This window comes from Achromobacter anxifer, from assembly GCF_903652925.1.
In the GTDB taxonomy this organism is placed as follows: domain Bacteria; phylum Pseudomonadota; class Gammaproteobacteria; order Burkholderiales; family Burkholderiaceae_B; genus Achromobacter; species Achromobacter anxifer.
This window is the reverse complement of record NZ_CAHLAR010000008.1, coordinates 25,180-45,796: the sequence shown is the minus strand read 5'-3', so window position 1 is coordinate 45,796 and position 20,617 is coordinate 25,180. Positions and strand designations below refer to the sequence as shown.

General features: G+C 68.7%; 18 protein-coding genes. 11 read left to right on the top strand and 7 right to left on the bottom strand.

All coding sequences use genetic code 11. The annotated features are described in order from the left end of the window. Nucleotides 1-47 precede the first annotated feature (47 nt). The 11 genes from xsc (at nt 48) to HWY37_RS23400 (ending at nt 13,158) form a co-directional block, all read left to right on the top strand. Nucleotides 48-1,859, top strand: a complete 1,812-nt coding sequence (xsc, locus tag HWY37_RS23450) for a sulfoacetaldehyde acetyltransferase (protein ID WP_176089974.1) — start codon at nt 48-50, stop codon at nt 1,857-1,859. A gap of 84 nt (nt 1,860-1,943) precedes the next feature. Continuing rightward, the gene (locus HWY37_RS23445) at nt 1,944-2,864 is read left to right on the top strand and encodes a bifunctional enoyl-CoA hydratase/phosphate acetyltransferase (protein ID WP_175208822.1); all 921 of its coding nucleotides are present in this window, start codon (nt 1,944-1,946) and stop codon (nt 2,862-2,864) included. A gap of 132 nt (nt 2,865-2,996) precedes the next feature. Continuing rightward, nucleotides 2,997-4,574: an ABC transporter substrate-binding protein gene (locus tag HWY37_RS23440; RefSeq protein ID WP_176089973.1), complete on the top strand. Its 1,578-nt coding sequence runs from the start codon at nt 2,997-2,999 to the stop codon at nt 4,572-4,574. Nucleotides 4,575-4,586: 12 nt separating this feature from the next. Continuing rightward, on the top strand, nt 4,587-5,555 hold the full coding sequence (locus HWY37_RS23435) for an ABC transporter permease (RefSeq protein ID WP_176089972.1): 969 nt from the start codon (nt 4,587-4,589) through the stop codon (nt 5,553-5,555). Continuing rightward, nucleotides 5,552-6,454, top strand: coding sequence for an ABC transporter permease (locus HWY37_RS23430; protein WP_176089971.1), 903 nt, complete (start codon nt 5,552-5,554; stop codon nt 6,452-6,454). Before HWY37_RS23435 ends, HWY37_RS23430 begins: the two co-directional genes overlap by 4 nt. Continuing rightward, a complete protein-coding gene (locus HWY37_RS23425; RefSeq protein WP_175208826.1) occupies nt 6,451-7,452 on the top strand; it encodes an ABC transporter ATP-binding protein in 1,002 nt (333 codons plus the stop codon). The genes HWY37_RS23430 and HWY37_RS23425 overlap by 4 nt, the downstream gene beginning before the upstream one ends. Then, a complete protein-coding gene (locus HWY37_RS23420) occupies nt 7,449-8,471 on the top strand; it encodes an ABC transporter ATP-binding protein (RefSeq protein WP_176089970.1) in 1,023 nt (340 codons plus the stop codon). The genes HWY37_RS23425 and HWY37_RS23420 overlap by 4 nt, the downstream gene beginning before the upstream one ends. 26 nt (nt 8,472-8,497) lie before the next feature. Further along, nucleotides 8,498-10,153: an amidohydrolase gene (locus HWY37_RS23415; RefSeq protein WP_176090067.1), complete on the top strand. Its 1,656-nt coding sequence runs from the start codon at nt 8,498-8,500 to the stop codon at nt 10,151-10,153. A gap of 1 nt (nt 10,154) precedes the next feature. Continuing rightward, complete coding sequence (locus tag HWY37_RS23410) at nt 10,155-11,189, top strand: CobW family GTP-binding protein (protein ID WP_175208829.1); 1,035 nt, start codon at nt 10,155-10,157, stop codon at nt 11,187-11,189. Between the two features lie 124 nt (nt 11,190-11,313). Further along, complete coding sequence (locus HWY37_RS23405; RefSeq protein WP_175208830.1) at nt 11,314-11,706, top strand: nuclear transport factor 2 family protein; 393 nt, start codon at nt 11,314-11,316, stop codon at nt 11,704-11,706. Nucleotides 11,707-11,754: 48 nt separating this feature from the next. After that, nucleotides 11,755-13,158, top strand: a complete 1,404-nt coding sequence (locus tag HWY37_RS23400; protein ID WP_217481314.1) for an NAD(P)/FAD-dependent oxidoreductase — start codon at nt 11,755-11,757, stop codon at nt 13,156-13,158. Here the strand turns inward: HWY37_RS23400 and pdxR are convergent. The 7 genes from pdxR to HWY37_RS23365 form a co-directional block, all read right to left on the bottom strand. Then, the gene (gene pdxR, locus HWY37_RS23395; protein ID WP_175208832.1) at nt 13,138-14,724 is read right to left on the bottom strand and encodes a MocR-like pyridoxine biosynthesis transcription factor PdxR; all 1,587 of its coding nucleotides are present in this window, start codon (nt 14,722-14,724) and stop codon (nt 13,138-13,140) included. The genes HWY37_RS23400 and pdxR overlap by 21 nt on opposite strands. Nucleotides 14,725-14,829: 105 nt before the next feature. Then, on the bottom strand, nt 14,830-15,657 hold the full coding sequence (locus HWY37_RS23390; RefSeq protein WP_175208833.1) for an ABC transporter permease subunit: 828 nt from the start codon (nt 15,655-15,657) through the stop codon (nt 14,830-14,832). Beyond that, complete coding sequence (locus tag HWY37_RS23385) at nt 15,650-16,483, bottom strand: taurine ABC transporter ATP-binding protein (RefSeq protein ID WP_176089969.1); 834 nt, start codon at nt 16,481-16,483, stop codon at nt 15,650-15,652. The genes HWY37_RS23390 and HWY37_RS23385 overlap by 8 nt, the downstream gene beginning before the upstream one ends. A 96-nt stretch (nt 16,484-16,579) precedes the next feature. Next, nucleotides 16,580-17,608, bottom strand: coding sequence for a taurine ABC transporter substrate-binding protein (tauA, locus tag HWY37_RS23380; protein WP_176089968.1), 1,029 nt, complete (start codon nt 17,606-17,608; stop codon nt 16,580-16,582). Nucleotides 17,609-17,824: 216 nt separating this feature from the next. Further along, on the bottom strand, nt 17,825-18,370 hold the full coding sequence (folE, locus tag HWY37_RS23375) for a GTP cyclohydrolase I FolE (RefSeq protein ID WP_175208836.1): 546 nt from the start codon (nt 18,368-18,370) through the stop codon (nt 17,825-17,827). Nucleotides 18,371-18,527: 157 nt separating this feature from the next. Beyond that, nucleotides 18,528-19,187: a response regulator gene (locus HWY37_RS23370; protein WP_176089967.1), complete on the bottom strand. Its 660-nt coding sequence runs from the start codon at nt 19,185-19,187 to the stop codon at nt 18,528-18,530. Then, the gene (locus HWY37_RS23365; protein ID WP_175208838.1) at nt 19,184-20,602 is read right to left on the bottom strand and encodes a cache domain-containing protein; all 1,419 of its coding nucleotides are present in this window, start codon (nt 20,600-20,602) and stop codon (nt 19,184-19,186) included. Before HWY37_RS23365 ends, HWY37_RS23370 begins: the two co-directional genes overlap by 4 nt. Nucleotides 20,603-20,617: the final 15 nt, after the last annotated feature.

The window sequence follows — 20,617 nt, the reverse complement described above, 5'->3', positions numbered from 1 at the left end:
CCGGCCCAGATGCAATCCGACACCGCCGGCCTGCCAGGAGAGAGACCATGAGCAGCAAGCAACACATGACCCCCAGCGAAGCGTTTGTGGAAACGCTGGTCGCCCAGGGCGTCAAGGACGTATTCGGCATCGTCGGCTCGGCCTTCATGGACGCGCTGGACCTGTTCCCGGCGGCGGGCATCCGCTTCGTGCCCACGGTGCACGAGCAGGGCGCCGCGCACATGGCCGACGGCTATTCCCGCGTGACCGGCCGCCACGGCGTGTGCATTGCGCAGAACGGCCCCGGCATCACCAACTTCGTGACCGGCGTGGCCGCGGCGTACTGGGCGCACAGCCCGGTGGTGGCGATCACGCCCGAGACCGGTACCGCGGGCATGGGGCTGGGCGGATTCCAGGAAACCGAACAGCTGCCCATCTTCTCGCGCATCACCAAATACCAGGCCCACGTGAACCGCCCGGACCGCATGGCCGAGTTCACGGCCAAGGCCTTCGACAACGCGCTGGCCGAACGCGGCCCGACGCAGCTGAACATTCCGCGCGACTACTTCTACGGTGAAATCGACGTGGCCATACCCGAACCGCGCCGCATCCGCCGCGGGCCGGGTTCGGACGAGGACCTGGAAGCGGCGGCGCAGATGCTGGCGCAGGCCAAGTTCCCCGTCATCGTGGCGGGCGGCGGCGTGCTGTTCTCGGACGGGCAGGCCGAGTGCGTGGCGCTGGCCGAATTGCTGGGCGCGCCGGTGGTGACCAGCTATCTGCACAACGACGCCTTCCCGGCCAGCCATCCGCTGTGGTGCGGCCCGCTGGGCTACCAGGGCGCCAAGGCCGGCATGAAGCTGCTGTCGCAGGCCGACGTGGTGCTGGCGCTGGGCACGCGCCTGGGACCATTCGGCACCTTGCCGCAGCACGGGCTGGACTATTGGCCGCAGGGCGCGCGCATCATCCAGGTGGACGCCGACCACCGCATGCTGGGCCTGGTGCGGCCGGTGTCGGTCGGCATCTGCGGCGACGCCAAGCCCGCCGCCGCCGCGCTGACCGCCAAGCTGCGGGGACGCGAGGTCGCATGCGCGGCCACCAAGGCGGGGCGCGGCGAACAGATCGCGGCGCAGAAGGCCGAATGGGAAAAGGAACTGGACAGCTGGTCGCACGAGCGCGACGACTGGAGCCTGGACATCATCGAACACGGCGGCGGCCGCATGCATCCGCGGCGCATGCTGCGCGAGCTGGAACGCGCCATGCCCAAGCACGTGATGGTGTCCACCGACATCGGCAACATCTGCTCGGTGTCCAACAGCTACCTGCGCTTCGAGGAGCCCAACTCCATGCTGGCCGCCATGAGCTTCGGCAACTGCGGCTACGCCTTGCCGGCGCTGATCGGCGCCAAGCTGGGCCGGCCCGACCGCCCGGCCGTGGCCTACGTCGGCGACGGCGCCTGGTGCATGAGCTTCCAGGAACTGCTGACCTGCGTGCGCGAGAAGATACCGGTGACCGCCGTGGTGTTCCACAACGGCCAGTGGGGCGCCGAAAAGAAGAACCAGGTGGACTTCTACGGCCGCCGCTTCGTCGGCAGCAACCTGAAGAACCCGAACTTCGCCGAGCTGGCGCGGGCCATGGGCGCGGAAGGCATACGGGTGGAGCACGCCGACCAGGTGGGCGCGGCCCTGCAGGCCGCGTGCAAGGCCCAGTCCGAAGGCAAGACCACGGTGCTGGAAATGATGGTCAGCCAGGAACTGGGCGATCCGTTCCGCCGCGATGCCCTCAAGCAGCCGGTGCGCTTCCTGGACAAGTACAAGCAATACGTGAACCAGCCGTTCCATCCGGGCGAGGTGCCGCTGTCGATCGATCCCGCCAAGCGCTGATCGCGACGCTGCCGGCGCGGCGGCGGCCGCGCCGGATTTCTTCCGCCTGGCGCCGCGGTCCTTGCGCGGCAGGAGCAGACAGACATGGAAAGCGATCGATTGTTCGAGCCGCTGCGCACTGCCGCGCTGTCGGCGGGGCGCTTGCGCACCGCGGTAGCGTATCCGCTATGCCCGACCAGCCTGGGCGCGGCCGTGCAGGCGCGCGACGCCGGCTATATCGAGCCGGTACTGGTCGGTCCGGCGGCCCGGCTGCACGTCCTGATGGCCGAGCTGGGGCTGCGCGAAAACGAAGTGGAAGTGGTCGACACGCCGGATGACGAGTGCCAGGCCGCGCGCGCGGCAGCGGCGCTGGCGCGGGACGGCGCGGTGCGCATGCTGATGAAGGGCAGCCTGCACACGGACCACTTCATGTCGGCCGTGGTGGCGCGCGACGCCGGCCTGCGCACCGACAGGCGCATCAGCCACGCCTTCGTGATGGCGGTGGCGGCGTATCCCAAGCTCTTCATCCTGACGGATGCCGCGGTCAACATCGCGCCGAGCTTGCAGGAAAAGGCCGACATCGCGCAGAACGCCATCGACCTGGCGCGCGCGCTGGGCGTGGACCGGCCCAAGCTCGCGGTGCTGTGCGCGACCGAATCGGTCAATCCCTCCATGCCCGCCACGCTGGACGCGGCGGCCCTGTCCAAGATGGCGGACCGCCAGCAGATCCGCGGCGGCGACATCGACGGCCCGCTGGCCTTCGACAACGCGATCTCGCGCGAGGCGGCCGATCAGAAGGGCATCGTGTCGCGCGTGGCGGGCGACGCCGACATCCTGCTGGTGCCCGACATCGAAGCCGGCAACATGCTCTACAAGGAGCTGACCTGGCTGGCGGGCGCGGGCACGGCGGGGCTGGTGCTGGGCACGCGCGTGCCCGTGCTGCTGACCAGCCGCTCCGATTCCATGCAGGCCCGCGTCAACAGTTGCGCGGTGGCCTCGCTGTATGCGCGGGCGCTGGCGGGCTGAATCGCGTCCGCACGGCGGGCTGGCTCCAATAAGTCTGGCGGTTTGGTACTAAGCCAGGACCCGCAGGCTCGCTACGCTACCCCCAAGGCCATCCGATGAATGGTTCGCAGACATGACATCAAGGGGTAGACCATGCGCAGCGCAAGAAAATGCCTGACCACGATACTCTCGGCGCTGGCCCTGGCGGGCGGCGCCATGGCCGCGGATGCGCCCAAGCCTGGCGGCACGCTGGTCATCGGTTCCACGCAGGTGCCGCGGCACCTGAACGGCGCGGTGCAATCGGGCACGGCCACCGCCTTGCCCAGCTCGCAGCTGTTCGCCAGCCTGTTGCGCTACGACGCGGACTGGAAGCCGCAACCCTATCTGGCCGAGTCCTGGGAGCTGGCGCCGGACGGCAAGTCGCTGACCCTGCACCTGCGCAAGGACGCCTTGTTCCATGACGGCAAGCCGGTGACCTCGGCCGACGTGGCGTTCTCGGTCATGGCGGTCAAGAAGAACCATCCGTTCCAGACCATGCTCGCGCCGGTGGAGGCCGTGGATACGCCCGATCCCTACACGGTGGTGCTGCGCATGAGCAAGCCGCATCCGGCCATCCTCCTGGCGCTGTCGCCGGCCCTGATGCCGGTGCTGCCCAAGCACATCTACGACGACGGCCAGGACCTGAAGAACCATCCGCGCAACTCGGCCGATGTGGTCGGTTCCGGCCCGTTCAAGTTCAAGGAATTCAAGCCCGGGCAGGAAATCGTGCTGGAGAAGTTCGACAAGTTCTTCCTGCCCGGCAAGCCCTACCTGGACCGGATCGTGGTGAAGATCAATCCGGACGCGACCAATCTGCTGATCGGGCTGGAGCGCGGGGACATCGGCGTGCTGCCGTTCATGACCGAGCCGACCATCCTGCGGCGGGCCAAGGACAATCCCGCCATCGTCATGACCAGCAAGGGCTATGAAGGCATAGGCGCGCTCAGCTGGCTGGCCTTCAACACCGCGCGCAAGCCGCTGAACGACGTGCGCGTGCGCCAGGCCATCGCCTATGCCATCGACAAGGGCTTCATCACCAAGGCGCTGAACGCGGGCTTCGCCAAGCCCGCCGACGGCCCCATCATCGGCACCAGCCCCTACGCCACGCCGGATGTCGCGAAGTATCCGCTGGACCTGAAGAAGTCCGAGGCGCTGCTGGAAGAGGCGGGCTTCAAGAAGGACGGCAAGGGCGAGCGCCTGTCGCTGACGGTGGACTACATGCCGGGCTCCGACGTGCAGGGCAAGAACGTGGCGGAGTACCTGCGCAGCCAGTTGAAGAAGGTGGGCATCGCCGTGCAGGTGCGCGCGTCGCCGGACTTTCCGACCTGGGCCAAGCGCATCGCGAGCAAGGACTTCGACATGACCACCGACATCGTCTTCAACTGGGGCGATCCGGTGATCGGCGTGCACCGCACCTACCTGTCGAGCAATATCCGCGACATCATCTGGACCAACACGCAGTCCTATTCCAACCCCAAGGTCGATGAGCTGCTGGAGCAGGCCGGCACGGAGACCGACGCGGACAAGCGCCGCGCGCTGTATGCGGAGTTCCAGCGCCTGGTGACCGCCGACGTGCCCATCGATTTCCTCACGGTCATTCCGTACCACACGCTGTCGTCGAAGAAGGTGCATGGCCTGCCGGACGGCATCTGGGGCGTCATGTCGCCCATGGACGATACCTATCTGGAATAGGGCGGAGCTGCCATGACGCGCTATCTCTTGCGCCGCCTGGCCTATGCGCTGGTGCTGCTGCTGGCCGTGGTGACGCTGAACTTCCTGCTGATCCACGTTTCGCCGGGCGACCCGGTGGAAACCATCGCGGGCTCCATGGGCGGCATCAGCGAGGAACTGCGGGCCCAGTTGCGCGCGCAGTACGGCCTGGATAAGCCCTTTCTGGCGCAGCTGGGCATCTACCTGATGCAGGTGCTGCGCGGCGACCTGGGCTATTCCTATTTCTTCAACGTGCCGGTGGCGCAGCTGATCTGGGACCGCGTGCCGGCCACGCTGCTGCTGGTGGTGACCTCGGTGCTGAGCGCCTTCCTGGCTGGCACGCTGCTGGGCACGCTGGCCGCGCGCAAGCCCAACGGGCCGCTGTCGCAAGGCATCACGCTGCTGTCCGTGGTGGGCTATTCCGCGCCGGTGTTCTGGACCGGCATCATCCTGATCATCCTGTTCGCCTCGGTGTTGCCGATCTTCCCGGTGTCCGACATGCGTTCGGCCGGCGGTCCGCAGGACGGCTGGGCCGGCGTGCTGGACGTGCTGCACCATCTGGCGCTGCCGGCCTTCACCCTGGCGTTCGTGTACCTGGCGCAGTACAGCCGGCTGGCGCGCGCCAGCGTCATGGAGGCGCTGGCGGCCGACTACATCCGCACCGCGCGCGCCAAGGGCCTGCCGGAACGCAAGGTGCTGTACAAGCACGCGCTGCGCAACGGCGTGCTGCCGGTGGTGACCATGCTGGGGCTGCAGTTCGGCAACGTGCTGGCCGGCGCGATCCTGGTCGAAACGGTTTTCAACTGGCCCGGGCTGGGCCGCCTGGCATTCGACTCCGTGCTCCGGCGCGACTATCCCACGCTACTGGGCATCCTGCTGTTCGCCTCGCTGCTGGTGGTCGTGATGAATCAGCTCACCGATCTGGCCTACCGCCTGATCGATCCCAGGATCAAGACCTCATGAGCCAGACCCCTCCCGCCGTTCCCATTGCCGCCTTGCAGGGCCAGGCCGCCAGGCCGCCGGCCCGGCCTTCCTACGAAGCCTTGCGGGTGTTCGCGCGCAACCCTACGGCGCTGGCCGGCGTGCTGTTGCTGGCCGCCATCCTGGCCGTGACGCTATTCGGACCGCTGCTGATGGACGCCGACCCCTTCGAGATCGCCGGCGCGCCCATGACGCCGCCGGGCGCGGACGCGCTGCTGGGCACCGACTACCTGGGCCGCGACGTGTTCACCGGCATGGTCTACGGCGGCCGCGCCACCTTGCTGGTCGGCGTGGTGGCGGCGGTGCTGTCCATGGCCATCGGGCTGACGGTGGGCGCGCTGGCGGGCTACTACGGCGGCTGGATCGACGAAACGCTGATGCGCGTCACCGAGTTCTTCCAGGTGCTGCCCACCTTGCTGTTCGCCATGGTGCTGGTGACGCTGTTCTCGCCGTCGCTCGCGACCATTTCGGTGGCGATCGGCGTGGTCAGCTGGCCCGGCACCGCGCGGCTGGCGCGCGGCGAATTCCTGCGCCTCAAGCGCCGCGAGTACGTGCTGGCGGAACGGGTCATCGGCGCGGGTGACGCCCGCATCATCTGGCGCGTGATCCTGCCCAATGCGCTGGCGCCCCTGATCGTGTCCGCCACCCTGGCCATCGGCATGGCCATCCTGTTCGAGGCCGGCCTGTCGTTCCTGGGGCTGGGCGATCCCAACATCATGAGTTGGGGCCTGATGATAGGCAGCAACCGCCCCTACATCCTGACCGCGTGGTGGGCCGTGACCCTGCCGGGCGCGGCCATCTTCCTGACCGTGCTGGCCGTCAGCCTGATCGGCGACGGGTTGAACGACGCGCTCAATCCGAATTCGCGGGGGCGGGCATGAACGCCGCGCTGCAGGAACCCGTGCTGGAGGTCGATGCCCTGAGCCTCGAATTCCAGTCGCGCGGCCGCGTGGCCGAGGTGCTGAGCGCGGTGAGCTTCGAGCTGAATCCCGGCGAGACGCTATGCCTGGTCGGCGAGTCCGGCTGCGGCAAGAGCATGACGGCGCTGGCCATCATGCGCCTGATCCCGGCGCCGGGCCGCATCGGCGGCGGCAGCGTGCGCCTGCGCGGCGACGACTTGGCCGGCCGAGACGAAGAGGCGATGCGCCAGGTGCGGGGCAACCAGATCTCCATGATCTTCCAGGAGCCCATGACCGCGCTGAACCCGGTCTATACGGTCGGCGACCAGATCGGCGAACCGCTGCGGCTGCATCAGGGGCTGAGCAAGAGCCAGGCCCGCGAGCGCGCCATCGACATGCTGAAATCGGTCGGCATCCCCTTGCCGGAGCGGCGCGTGGACGACTATCCGCACCAGATGTCGGGCGGCATGCGCCAGCGCGTGATGATCGCTATCGCGCTGGCCTGCGATCCGGACGTGCTGATCGCCGACGAGCCCACCACCGCGCTGGACGTGACGGTCCAGGCGCAGATCTTCGACCTGCTGCGCGAGCAGCAGGCGCGGCGCGGCACCGCGGTGCTGCTGATCACGCACGACATGGGCGCGGTGTCGGAGATGGCCGACCGCGTGGTGGTCATGTATGGCGGGCGGGTGGTGGAGCAGGGCGGCGTGCGGGAGATCCTGGAGCAGCCCCGCCATCCCTATACCCAGGGCCTGATCGCCTGTCTGCCGGAACTGGACCGCGAACCCGACGATATCCGCCCCGATCTGCCGGAGATTCCCGGCGTGGTGCCCTCGATCTGGGAGCGCGGCGCGGGTTGTCCGTTCCTGGAACGCTGCGGACACGCCATGGCCCGCTGCCGCGACGCCTTTCCGCCGTTGACGCGGGTGGGCGCGGGGCATGACGTGGCCTGTTGGCTCTATCCGGAGGCCACGCGATGACGGCGCCGCAATCTCCCGCCTTGCTGTCCGTGCGCGACCTGGCGGTGCATTTCCCCATCGGCGGACGCGGCCGCGACGGCAAGCCGATAGTCGTGAAGGCCGTGGACGGCGTGTCCTTCGAGCTGCAACGCGGCCGCACCCTGGCGATCGTGGGCGAGTCCGGCTCCGGCAAGACCACCACCGCCTTGTCGGTGCTGCGCCTGGCGGATCCGACCGCGGGCTCCATCCACTTCGACGGCACCGACCTGACCGCGCTGAACGGATCGGCCTTGCGCCGCATGCGCCGCCGCGTGCAGCTGGTGTTCCAGGATCCGTATTCCTCGCTCAATCCGCGCCAGCGTGCGGGCGATATCGTGCGCGCGCCGCTGGACCTGATGGACATCGATCCGCCCGGCGGACGCGAGGCGCGCGTGGCCCGCATGTTCGAACTGGTCGGCCTGCGCCCGGAACAGCGCCAGCTGTTTCCGCACCAGTTTTCCGGTGGGCAGCGGCAGCGGTTGAATGTGGCGCGGGCGCTGGCCAGCGCGCCGGACCTGATCGTCTGCGACGAGCCGGTGTCGGCGCTGGACATCGCCATCCGCGCGCAGATCCTGAACCTGCTGCGGCGCATCCAGCGCGAACAGGGACAGTCGTTCCTCTTCATCTCCCACGACATGGCGGTGGTGGAACATATTTGCGACGACATCGCCGTCATGTACCTGGGCAAGATCATCGAGCAGGCTTCGCGCACCGCCTTCTTCACCCGCCCGCTGCATCCCTACAGCGTCGCGTTGATGTCGGCGGTGCCCACCGTGAAGGGCGGGCGCGAACTGGCCGCGCGCCGCGTGCGGCTGGCCGGCGATCCGCCCAGCCCGGTGGATCCGCCGCCGGGCTGCCGCTTCGTCGGCCGCTGTCCGGCCGCGCAGCCGCTCTGCGCCACGCGCGAACCGGCCTTGCGCGAAGTCGCGCCGGGCCACCGCGTGGCCTGCCATTTTGTCGAGTCCCGCGATGGCGTCCTGGTGTCGCCCTTGCAGGCATGAACCCCACCGAACGGAAGGACCAGCCGATGATCCAGCACGCCGAACGAACCACGATCTACGCCGCGCGCAGCATCCTGACCATGAACCCGATGCAGCCGCGAGCCACGCACGTGGCGGTGCGCGCGGGCCGCATCCTGGGGGTGGGCAGCCGGGAAGACCTGGCGGGCTGGGGGCCGGCCGAGCTGGATGAACGCTATGCGGACAAGGTCCTCATGCCCGGCCTGGTGGAAGGCCATTGCCATCTGCCGGAAGGCGGCATGTGGAAGTTCGTCTACGTGGGTTTTTACGACCGCCGCGGACCGGACGGAAAACTGTGGGAAGGGCTGAAAAGCTTCGAGGCGGTCGCCGTCCGGCTGCGCGAGGCCGAGCGCGCCTTGCCGGCCGGGGAAACGCTGATCGGCTGGGGCTTCGATCCCATCTTCTTCGATGGCGCGCGCATGCGCGTGCAGGACCTGGACGCGGTTTCCGCCGAGCGGCCCGTGGTGGTCATGCACGCCAGCATGCACCTGATGAACGTGAACACGCCCATGCTGGCGCGCGCCGGCATCGACCGCGACACCGACATCGAGGGCGTGACGCGCATGGAAGACGGTCAACCCAGCGGCGAGCTCTGCGAGTTCGCGGCCATGTTCCCGGTCATGCGCCTGATCGGCAGCCCGTTCCGCACCGTGGGCGTCTCGGAAGAGGGCCTGCGCATGTTCGGCAAGGTGGCGCAATGGGCGGGCGTCACCACCGCGACCGACCTGGTCAACGAACTGGGCGACGACGGCCTGGCGACGCTGGCGCGCGTCACCGCCGAACCGGACTATCCCGTGCGCATCGTGCCGGCCGCGTCGGCGCTGACCTATGCCGGCGATCCAGCGCGCTGCCTGGCCAGGCTGGAGGACGCGCGCCGGCTCAACAACGACAAGCTGCACCTGGGCATGGTCAAGCTGGTGGTGGACGGGTCGATCCAGGGGTTCACGGCCAGGCTGCGCTGGCCGGGCTATTACAACGGCGCGCCCAACGGCATCTGGGTGATCGCGCCGTCGGAACTGGACGCGCTGGTGCAGGCCTATCACGACGCGGGCGTGCAGCTGCACATCCATACCAATGGGGACGAGGCCACCCAGCTCGCCATCGACGCGGTCGACCGCGCCTTGCGCCGCAGCCCGCGGCAGGACCACCGCCATACGCTGCAGCACTGCCAGATGGCCGACGCGGCGCAGTTCCGGCGCATGGCCAGCCTGGGCATGTGCGCCAATCTCTTCGCCAACCACATCTTCTATTGGGGCGACGCGCACCATGCCCTGACCATGGGCCCGGACCGCGCCAACCGCATGGACGCCTGCGCGTCCGCGGCGCGCGCCGGCGTGCCGTTCTCGATCCACTCGGACGCGCCCATCACGCCGTTGGGACCCTTGTTCACGGCCTGGTGCGCCGTCAACCGCCAGACCGCCTCGGGCCGGGTGCTGGGCGAGTCCGAGCGCATCGGCGTGGACGCGGCGCTGCATGCCGTCACGTTGGGCGCGGCCTACACCTTGCATCTGGACCATCTGGTTGGCTCGGTCGAAGTCGGCAAGTACGCGGACTTCTGCGTGCTGGCGGACGACCCCATGGAGTTGGCGCCGGAGCGGCTGAAGGACGCGCGGGTGCTGGGCACCGTCATCGGCGGCCGGCCCTTGCCGCTGCGGGAAGCCTGAGATGACGCCCCAGGGCGGGGAACGCATCGCGCTGACGGTGGTGGGCGGGTTTCTCGGCGCGGGCAAGACGACCCTGCTCAACCATGTGCTGTCCGCGAGCCGCCGGCGCGCGGCGGTGCTGGTCAATGACTTCGGTCCGGTCGATATTGATGCCGGGCTGATCGCGCAACGCAGCGACCAGGTGATCAGGCTGGCCAACGGCTGCGTCTGCTGCTCCATGGCTGGCGGCCTGGACGATGCCCTGGCGCGCGTGCTGGCGCTGGATCCTTTGCCGGAATGGATCGTGATCGAGGCCAGCGGCGTGTCCGACCCGGGCCGCATCGCGCAAGTGGGCATGGCCGATCCCATGCTGCAGCTGGAAGGCGTGGTGGTGCTGGCCGATGCCGCCAACGTGCGGACTCTGGCACAGGATCCCTTGCTGGCGGACACGCTGCTGCGTCAGCTCAGGGCCGCCGACCTGCTGGTGCTGAACAAGACCGACCTGGTGTCGGACGAGGAGCGGGCGTCGGTGCGGCAGTGGCTGCATGCGGCGTCGCAGGGGGCCGCGATGATGGAGGCGCGGGAAGGACGCGTGGATCTGGGCCATCTGCTGGGCGAAGGCGCGGCGGGGCATTTTGCGCCGCACGATTGCGCGGGCGGCGCTTGCGGCCATCCTGCGCACCATCTCACGCAACCTCCCACGCACCAGCCGACGCACCAGCCGACGCATCCGCCGACACAACCCCGCGGCGGCCTGCAGGACGATCCCGACCACCCGTTCCAGAGCTGGCTGTGGCGCGCGCCCGCGCTGGTCGATGCCGACAGGCTGGCCAGCAGGTTGCGCGAGGCGCCCAGGCAGCTGCTGCGCGCCAAGGGCTGGGTGCGCACCGACCGGCACGGCCTGGTGCTGGTGCAGCTGGCGGGCCGGCGCGTGCGCTATGACACGCAGGCCAGGCCGCCACCCGACGTGCAGGAACCCGCGCTGGTGCTGATCGGCATGCGCGGCGCCGTCGATCCCGGCGAGGTGGCCGCATGGCTGGCGCCGGCCGCGGCATAGCTCGCGCGTTCGCGTCTGGTGCAAGCGATTTCCCGCTTCTGGTTCTAGACCCTGCCTGTGGGCTCACTTACCTTGGATCCTGAATGCTGGCGCATGCCGCGCCGGTGTCTACCGGAGGGTTGCAATGCACAAGACCGTCACCGCGGACATGCTGGCCGAGTTCGCCGCGGCCTGGAACCGCCACGATATCGACGCGCTGATGTCGTTCATGAGCGACGACTGCGTGTTCGAGACCGTGGCCGGCCCCGAGCGCTGGGGCGCGCGGCATGAGGGACGCGAGGCGGTGCGCGCGGCCTTCGCCGCAGCCTGGGCGAACTTTCCCGACGCGCAATGGAGCAACGGGAACCATTGGGTCGCGGGCGACAGGGGCGTGTCGGAATCGACCTTCAGTGGCACCGCCGCCGACGGCTCGCGGGTGGAGGCGGACATGGTGGATGTCTTTACCTTCAAGGACGGCAAGATCCGCGTGAAGAACGCCTACCGCAAGCAGCGCCCGGCCTTGCCCGCGCGCGCCTGAGGCTGAGCAACCCGCACTTCGCAACCGGAACGCAGCATGGATACTCATATGTCCTTCCAAGCAGAAGGTCCGGCCCCCGCTGGCCGGGCGCCGATCAGCGCGTACAACCCGGCCTACGATCCGCTGGTGTCGCCGCCGGGCCGAGGGCAGGATTACGCGCCCACCTACTGGGTCGCGACCGCGGGCGCGCCGCCCGAGGACGACGGTCCGGTCCCGGGCGACATCGACGCGGACGTGGTGATCGTGGGTTCGGGCTTCACCGGGCTGTCGGCGGCGCTGGCGCTGGCGCGCGACTACGGCGTGAAGGCGGTGGTGCTGGAGGCCAACCGCGCGGTCTGGGGCTGCACCAGCCGCAATGGCGGGCAGGGCCAGAACGCGTCCGGCCGCCTGTACCGCTCGCAATGGATAGCGCGCTGGGGCCTGGACACGGCCAAGCGCCTGGACGCGGAGATCCGCGAAGGCTTCGAGTACTGGAAGAGCCTGGTGGCTCAGGTGGATTGCGACGCGCAGCCGGGCGGCCACCTGTACACGGCACACCGCCAGAAGAAGATGGCGTTTCTGGAAAACGAGAGCCGCGTGATGCGCGAGGTGTTCGGCTACGACGCCAGGATGCTGAGCCAGGGCGAGCTGCGCGAGCGCTACGTCAACGACCGCGAGGCGGTAGGCGCGATGCTGGAGCCGGACGGCGTGGGCGTGCATCCCCTGAAGCTCGCCTACGGCTATATGCGGCAGGCGCGCGCTCTGGGCGTGCGTATTCATCCGGGCAGCCCGGTGCTGGGCTGGCGCGCGGAGAACGGCGGGGTGCGGCTGCAGACTCCGGGCGGCTACGTGCGCGCGCGGCGGGTGGCGTTCGCGACCGGCGGCTACACCGCGCAAGGCGTCAACCGCCTGCTGGACAACCGCATCATGCCGGTGTTGTCGAATTCCCTGGTGACGCGGGTGCTGACGCCGGCGGAACGCGATGCCGCGGGCCTGAAGAGTACGGTGTTCATCACCGACACGCGCACCTTGCGCTTCTATTACCGCCTGCTGCCCGACGGCCGCATGCAGATAGGCAGCCGCAGCGCCTTGCGCGGCGCCGACGCGCAGCATCCGCGCCACCTGGCGCTGCTGCGGCGGGGGCTGGCGCGCAAGTTCCCCACACTGGCGGGCGTGGACGTCGATTATTCGTGGTGGGGCTGGGTGGACGTGAGCCACGACATGATGCCGCGCGTGACGCAGCCGGACCCGGCGCAGCCGATCTATTACGCCTTCGGCTATGGCGGCAACGGCGTGGCGTTTTCGGCCCATGCGGGCCGCCGCCTGGCGCAGCGCATGATGGGCCAGGACGGCGTGTCCTGGGATCTGCCCATCTACGATTCGCCCTTGCCGGGCCATCTGTTCGCGCCGTTCCGCCGGATCGGGCAGGGCCTGCTGTACCGCTGGTACTACCTACGAGACGAAGTGCTCTAGCGCGTGCAGGTCCGGGCCCGGGGCTTGGCCCTGGGCCGGTTGTGCGCCGGCCGCGGCGCGGTGGCGGTCGACGACCTTGGCCAGCCTGGCAATGCCGGGCTCGATGTGTTCCGGCCGGATCGAGGTGAAGCCCACGCGCAGGAAGTTGCGCGGCGCGTCGGCACCATTCATGAAGAAGACATCGCCGGGCTCGATGACGACGCCTTCGGCCAGCGCCTCCTCGGACAGCGCGACGGCATTGAGCCAGGCGGGCCCTTGCAGCCAGCAGGACGAGGACCCCGTGATGGGGATGACCTTGAAATCGGGCAGGTGCCGCGCCAGCGCGCGGGCCAGTTCGGTGCCGCGTTCCTGGTAGGCCTGGGACTGCCTGCGCAGCAGCGAATGATGGTGGCCCAGCGAAATGAACAGCGAGAACGCGCGCTGGATATAGGCCGAGGGGTGCCGCAGCATCAGGCGGCGCAGGGCGCGCAGTTCCGCCGTGAGTTCGCGCGGCGCGACGATGTAGCCGATGCGCAGCCCCGGCGCGAAGGACTTGGCCAGGCTGCCCACGTAGATCACGCGGCCGTCGCGGTCCAGGCTTTTGAGCGCGGGGATCGCGCCTTCGCCCCAGCGGCTCTCGCTTTCGAAGTCGTCCTCGATGATCAGGCTGTCGGCCTGGCGCGCCAGCGTCAGCAGGTTCTGGCGGCGTTCCGGCGACAGCGTGACCGTGGTGGGGCACTGGTGGCCGGGCGTGACGAAGATGTAGTCGCAGCCCAGCAGGTGGGTGCCGGTGCACAGCCCCTGTTCGTCCACCGGCAGCGGCAGCAGGTTGCGCGTGTGGCTGGCGAAGATATTGCGGGCGTCGGGATAGCCGGGGTCCTCCATGCCAACCACGGTGTCGTCGTTGACCAGCAGGTCGGCCAGCAGGTAGAGCGCGTGCTGCGCGCCCACGGTGATGACGATTTCCTCGGCGTCGGCCCAGACGCCGCGGCGCGGCAGCACCTGGGTGCGGATCTGCTCGATGAGCGCGGGGTCGTCATGGGTGATGAGGTCCGGCGCCCAGCTGCGGATGTCCAGCACCGACAAGGCCTTGATGCAGCATTCGCGCCATTCGGCGGTGGGAAACAGGTCCTGGTCGAACTGGGCGTAGACGAAGGGATAGGGCTGCTTCTGCCAGTCACGCGGCTTGGTGATGTTGCGCTGGCGGGACGGGCGAAAGCGCAGCCGTTCCTCCCAGCGCACGCCGGGTTCGCGGCCATCGTCGGCGGGCGCGGCGTCCGGCGTGGAGCCCGAGTGGCCCTGCATGACCGTGTCGCTGACGAAGTGGCCGCTGCGCTCGCGCGAGACCAGATAACCTTCGCTCACCAGCTGCTGGTAGGCGAACACCACGGTGTTGCGCGCGATGCGCAATTGGTCGGCCAGGTGCCGGCTGGAGGGCACGGGCGTACCGGGCGGCAGATGGCCGCTCAGGATGGCAGACACCAGCATCTGGCGCACGCACGCCTGCAGGCTGAGGTTGGGCGCGCTTTCCCGTTCAAACAGGCGCTCCCACAACACAGGCTTGAGCATCGAGGCCTGGCTGGACATGACGGCTCCTTGTGTAGGCCGCGCAGCCGGTAGCCGCTGCGCAGGCGCCTTCTTGAGGATAGAGGAGCCGGATGGGGGAAGAAATGAGGGATTGCCCGGGCGCAGTCAGACCCGTCCCTTCCAGGGGATGGCGAACTTCTCCACATAGCGGACCAGCAGGTCGAAAGCGAAGGCGAACAGGCCGATCACGATGATGCCCATGATGACCGTGTCGCTGGCCAGGAACTGGGCGGCGTTCAGCACCATGAAGCCCAGGCCGCGGTCGGCGGCCACCATTTCGGCGGCCACCAGCGTGGTCCAGCCCACGCCGATGCCGATGCGCATGCCCGTGAAGATTTCCGGCATGGCGGCTTTCAGGATCACGTGCCAGACCACCTGGGCGGGCGTGCCGCCCATGGCGTAGGCCGCGTGGATCTGTTCGATCGACACCGAGCGCACACCGGCGCGGGCCGCGATCGCCATGGGCGCGAAGATGGCCAGGTAGATCAGCAGGACCTTGGGGAACTCGCCGATGCCGAACCAGATGATGATGAGCGGCAGATAGGCCAGCGGCGGCAGCGGGCGGTAGAACTCGATGGGCGGGTCGAAGATGCCGCGCGCGTAGCGGTTCACGCCCATCAGGATGCCGACCGGGATGGCGGTCAGGCAGGCCAGGAAAAAGGCCCCGAACACCCGCGACAGGCTGGCCAGCGCATGCTCGGTCAGCGTGGAATTGGCCACGCCGTCGGTCATGGCGGAGACGAACTTGTCGTACACCGCGAAGGGCGAGGGCAGGAACAAGGGCCGCACCCAGCCGGCGCTGGTCACCAGGAACCAGAGCCCGATAAGGGCCAGGCTGGTGATCAGGCTGATGTGGCCGCTGTAGCCCGCGCCCGGCGCGCCATAGACCTTGCCCGGCGCCGCGGGCTTGTGTCCCGTGCGGCTGCTAGCCATGGAAGCCTTGGGGGGAGGAAGCTCGCTCGTCGCCATAGATGATGCCGAGGACTTGTTCGCGCATGGCGATGAAGTCGGGACTGGATTTGATGCTGCGGCCATCGCGGGTCTCCAGGTAGCGCCGGTTGAAGTCCGGCGTGAAGGTGTGCGTGATGCGGCCCGGGCGGGGCGACATGACGATCAGCCGCGAACCCAGAAACAGCGCCTCTTCGACGCTGTGCGTGATGAAGAAGAACATCTTGTCGGTCTGTCGCCAGATGTCCAGCAGCAGCTCCTGGATGGTCTCGCGGGTCAGCGCGTCCAGCGCCGCCATGGGCTCGTCCATCAGCAGCATGGCCGGGTTGCAGGTCAGGGCGCGCGCGATGCCCACGCGCTGCTGCATGCCGCCCGACAACTGGTAGATCATGTGGCGGTGGAAGTCCTGCAGGCCCACCAGCTCCAGGTTGCGGCGGGCGCGGGCGCGGCGGGTTTCCTTGTCGACCCCTTGCAGTTTCAGGCCGAACTCGGTGTTCTCCAGCACGTTCAGCCAGGGCAGCAGGGCGTGCTTCTGGAACACCACGCCGCGGTCGGCGCCGGGGCCGACGATGGGCTGGCCGCCCAGGGTGATCTCGCCCTCGGTCGGCGACAGGAAGCCGGCCAGCAGGCTGAGCAGGGTGGTCTTGCCGCAACCCGAGGCGCCCAGCGCGACGACGAACTCGCCGGGCTGTATGGTCAGGTTGACGTTCTGCAGCGCGATCACCGGGCCGCTGTCGTGCAGGCCGGGATAGGTGACGCTGACTTTCTCCGCGCACAGGCTTTGCGCGGCGGACGTGGACTGCATGGTCATGCCGGGTCCCCTTGTTGGGGCGCAGTCCGCGCGCGGGCGGGCTGTGCCATGGCGCGAGGCGGGCGGCGCCGGTCGCGCCGCCTGCCCGGACGCCGCTTACTTTTCGGCCGCCTTGGCGTACTTGTCCGTGACGTGCGGGCTGTAGTCGGCCAGGGCCTTGTCGATCTGCTTCTGGTCCTTCAGGAAGTTGGCGCTGGCGGCGAAGGCGCGCGCGGCGCCCGATTCCTTGCCGCCGCCCAGCCAGACGTTCGAGGCCTGCTCCTGCACGGTCGGGAAGACCAGCAGCTGCAGCGCCTCGACCATGTCCTCGGGCTTGCCGCCGATCAGCTTGACGATGCTCTTGACCTGCGGCGAGTCGGCGGTCCATTTGGCGCTGTTGGCGCGGTAGTCGGCATAGGACTTGGCCAGCACGCTGGTGAAGGCAGCCATGAACTTGGGATTCTTGGCGGCCCAGGCGCGGTCGACCACGATGCCGTCGAAGGTCGGCACGCTGGCTTTGCCGATCTGTTCCGAGTCGGCAATGATCTTGCCGGTCTTGGCGATCTCGGTCAGCGCCGGCGGCCAGACGTAGGCGGCATCGATGTCGCCGCGCTGCCAGGCGGCCACGATCTGCGGCGGCTGCATGTTCAGGATGCGCACGTCGCGCGGATTGATCTTCCAGACCTGTTCCAGCCCGACCAGCAGGTGGAAGTGGGAGGTCGACACGAAGGGCGTGGCGACGCGCTTGCCCTTGAGGTCAGCCGTGCTGTTGATGCCGGAGCCGTTGCGCGCCACCAGCGCCTCGGACTTGCCGATGTTGTCCAGGATCCAGAACAGTTCGAGGTCCACGCCGCGCGTGGCGGCGGCGGTGATGCCGGTGGAGCCCAGCACGCCGACCGGCACGTTGCCGGAAGCCAGGGCCGTGGAAATATCCCCGCCCGAAGTGAACTGGCGCCAGTCGACCTGGTAGCCGGCCTCCTTCAGCGCCTTGTCGAAACTGCCGTCGGCGATCGCCGACAGGAACGGCCCGACGATGAGCTGATACCCGACCACCAGCTTGGTCTGGGCATAGGCGGGAGCGGCCAGCAGCGCGGCGGCCAGGCCGGCCAGGGTGCAGCGGCGGATGAGGCGGAATATCGCGTTCATGGAGATCTCCGGGAGGGAACGGCCGCGCTCCGGCGCGACCGGGATGCTGATATCCAGTTTGCCCGGATGGGGCCAGAACGCTAGGGCCAGATGCCCGGATCAGTAGGAGCCAAAAACGGACCAGGCCCGCCTGCCGGCCGGCAGGGCCAGGATTGGCGCGGCCGGCGCGGCGGGGCGGGCCCGCGACATGCGCCAAAAGGGGGAGGGACGATCGTGCTAGCGGATGAGGCTCAGGAACTCGGCCCGGGTCGACGGGTTTTCGTGGAATTCGCCCAGCATGACCGAGGTCACCATCGACGAATTCTGCTTTTCCACGCCGCGCATCATCATGCACATGTGCTGGGCTTCGATGACCACGGCCACGCCGGCGGCGCCGGTGACGGATTGCACGGCCTCGGCTACCTGGCGGCTGAGGTTTTCCTGGATCTGCAGGCGGCGCGCATACATCTCGACGATGCGCGCAACCTTGGACAGGCCCAGCACCTTGCCGTTGGGCAGGTAGGCCACGTGCGCCTTGCCGATGAAGGGCAGCATGTGGTGTTCGCAGAGCGAATACAGCTCGATGTTCTTGACCAGCACGATCTCGCGCGTGTCCGACGTGAACAGCGCGCCGTTGACGATTTCGTCCAGGTTCTGGCCGTAGCCGCGGCACAGGTGGCGCATGGCCTTGGCCGCGCGGGCGGGCGTGTCCGCCAGCCCTTCGCGGGACGGATCTTCCCCTAGTTCTTGAAGAATGGCGGTGTAGTTCTTTTCCAATGACATCGGGGACTCCTGGGGGCGGCGCTGGTTGCGGCGCTTGACTGTGTGTAGCCTGGTGACGCAAGTCTACCTCAGGCCAGGAAGGGTTTCCCCTTGGGACGGGCGGGAGGGGGAACCCGCGCCCGTTGGGGACAACTGGCGCGCGGTATGGGGCGCCAGCCTAGACGCCGCGGTTTTCCACGGCGTACTTGATCAACTCGGCCTGGCCGTCTATGCCCAGCTTGCGCTTGATGTTCAGGCGATGGGTTTCCACCGTGCGCACCGACAGGCCCAGCGCCTGCGCGATCTGCTTGTTGGCCTCGCCGCTGGCGATGTGGCGCAGCACGTCGCGCTCGCGCTGCGTCAGCATGGTGGCAGGCGCCGTGGCCTGCGACAGGCGCACCGCCACCGCGGCGCTGAAATAGTTGCGGCCCGCCATCACGGCGTCGATCGCGGTGACGATCTCGTGGGCCGGCTCGTCCTTCAGCAGGTAGCCGCGCGCGCCGGCCTTGACGGCCTGCACCATGTATTCGGGGTTGTCGTGCATGGACAGCACCAGCACCGCGATCTGCGGGTAGCGTTCGTGCAGCAGGGCGGTCAGTTCCAGCCCGCCCACGCCGGGCATATTCAGGTCCATCAGCGCCAGGTGCGGCAGGGTGCCTCCCTGCGGATCCTCGGCCATGCAGGCGGCCAGGAAGGCCTGGGCGGCGGCGGCGTTGCCGGCTTCGCCCACCACCCGCAGCTGTGGCACGGTTTCCAGGCGCAGGCGCAGCCCGTCCCGCACCAGTGGGTGGTCGTCGATCAGCAGGAGTCGGATGGCGTCGGGCTTGTCGGTCGTCATGCTTCGGAGCTTGCGGGTAGGGGGGCGGCGGGCAGCGGCAGCCAGGCCTGCAGGACCGTGCCCTGAATCGTGGAATGGAAGGTCAGGGTGCCGGACAGCGCGTTCATGCGTTCGCGCATATTGCGCAGGCCGATGCCGCGGCGCGGATCCTGCTGCACTTCGGCGTAGTCGAAACCGCGGCCGTCGTCGGCGATGGTCAGGCGCAGGTCGCGCGCGGAGTAGGCCAGCGTCAGGTCGGCGCGGGTGGCGTCGGCATGGCGGATGACGTTGGTCAGGGCTTCCTGGGTGACGCGGAACAGGGCGGTGGCATAGGCCTCCGGCAGCTTCACCGGTTGCCCGGCGGTATGCAGGCGCACGGCCAGGGGCGGCGCGCCGTCCTGGCTGGGAATGGCGAATTCCCGGCCCAGGTGTTCCAGCGCGGCCGGCAGGCCCAGGTCGTCCAGCAGCGTGGGCCGCAGATTGTGCGAGATGCGCCGGACCTCGCCCACGGCGGTGTTCAGCCGGTCCAGCGCGCCGCCCAGCGGGTTGTCGATGTGGGCTAGCGCTTGCGGCTCGTCGGGCAGCGTCTGCCGCAGCCGTTCGCGCGCTGCCTCCAGCGACAGCTTGATGGATACCAGCACCTGGCTGATGCCGTCGTGCAGTTCGCGCGACAGGCGGGCGCGCTCGTCTTCCTGGGAGCGCACCAGCTGCCTGGCCATCAGCCGCAGCTTGGCGTCGGACTGGCGGTGATCGCTGATGTTCAGGGCCAGCCCGCAGGCCGCCACGCCCAGGATGGACACGGCGGCAATGCCGGCGACCCAGGCGAACATGTCGCGGATATTGGCTTGTGCGGCGGCGTCGATGCGTTCCAGCGCCTGCTGCACGTCGTCCAGGTAGATGCCGGTGCCCAGCATCCAGCCCCAGCGTTCCAGCACCACCACGTAGCCCAGTTTTTCCTCGGTCTGGTGGGTGGAAGGCTTTTCCCATAGGTAATGCACCGCTTCGCCTTCCTGGCCGCCGCGGCGGGCGGCCGCCAGCAGGTTCTGGATGACGGGCTGGCCCTTGGTGTCGCGCAGGTCCCAGAGGTCCTGGCCCACCAGTTCCGGCTGGCGCGGGTGCATCAGGTTCTTGCCCTTCAGGTCGTAGACGAAAAAGTAGCCGTCGTGGCCGAACTCCATCTGCGCCAGCAGGTCGAGCGCGCGCTGGCGGGTGGCGTCGTCGTCGGCCGCCGCCTGCAGCGGCGCGATGGCGCTGTAGGCGAGGTTCACGTAGTGGCGCAGTTCGCCTTCCTTGCTGGCCAGCCAGGCGTTTTCCACCACCTGCTTTTCGCGCTGCGCCAGCTGCAGGCCCTGCACGTAGACGGCGACCGTGATGGCGGCGACCGCCACCAGCAGGGGCACCGCGGCGAGCAGCAGGATTTTCAGGCGCAGCTTCATAGTGGATTTGTATCA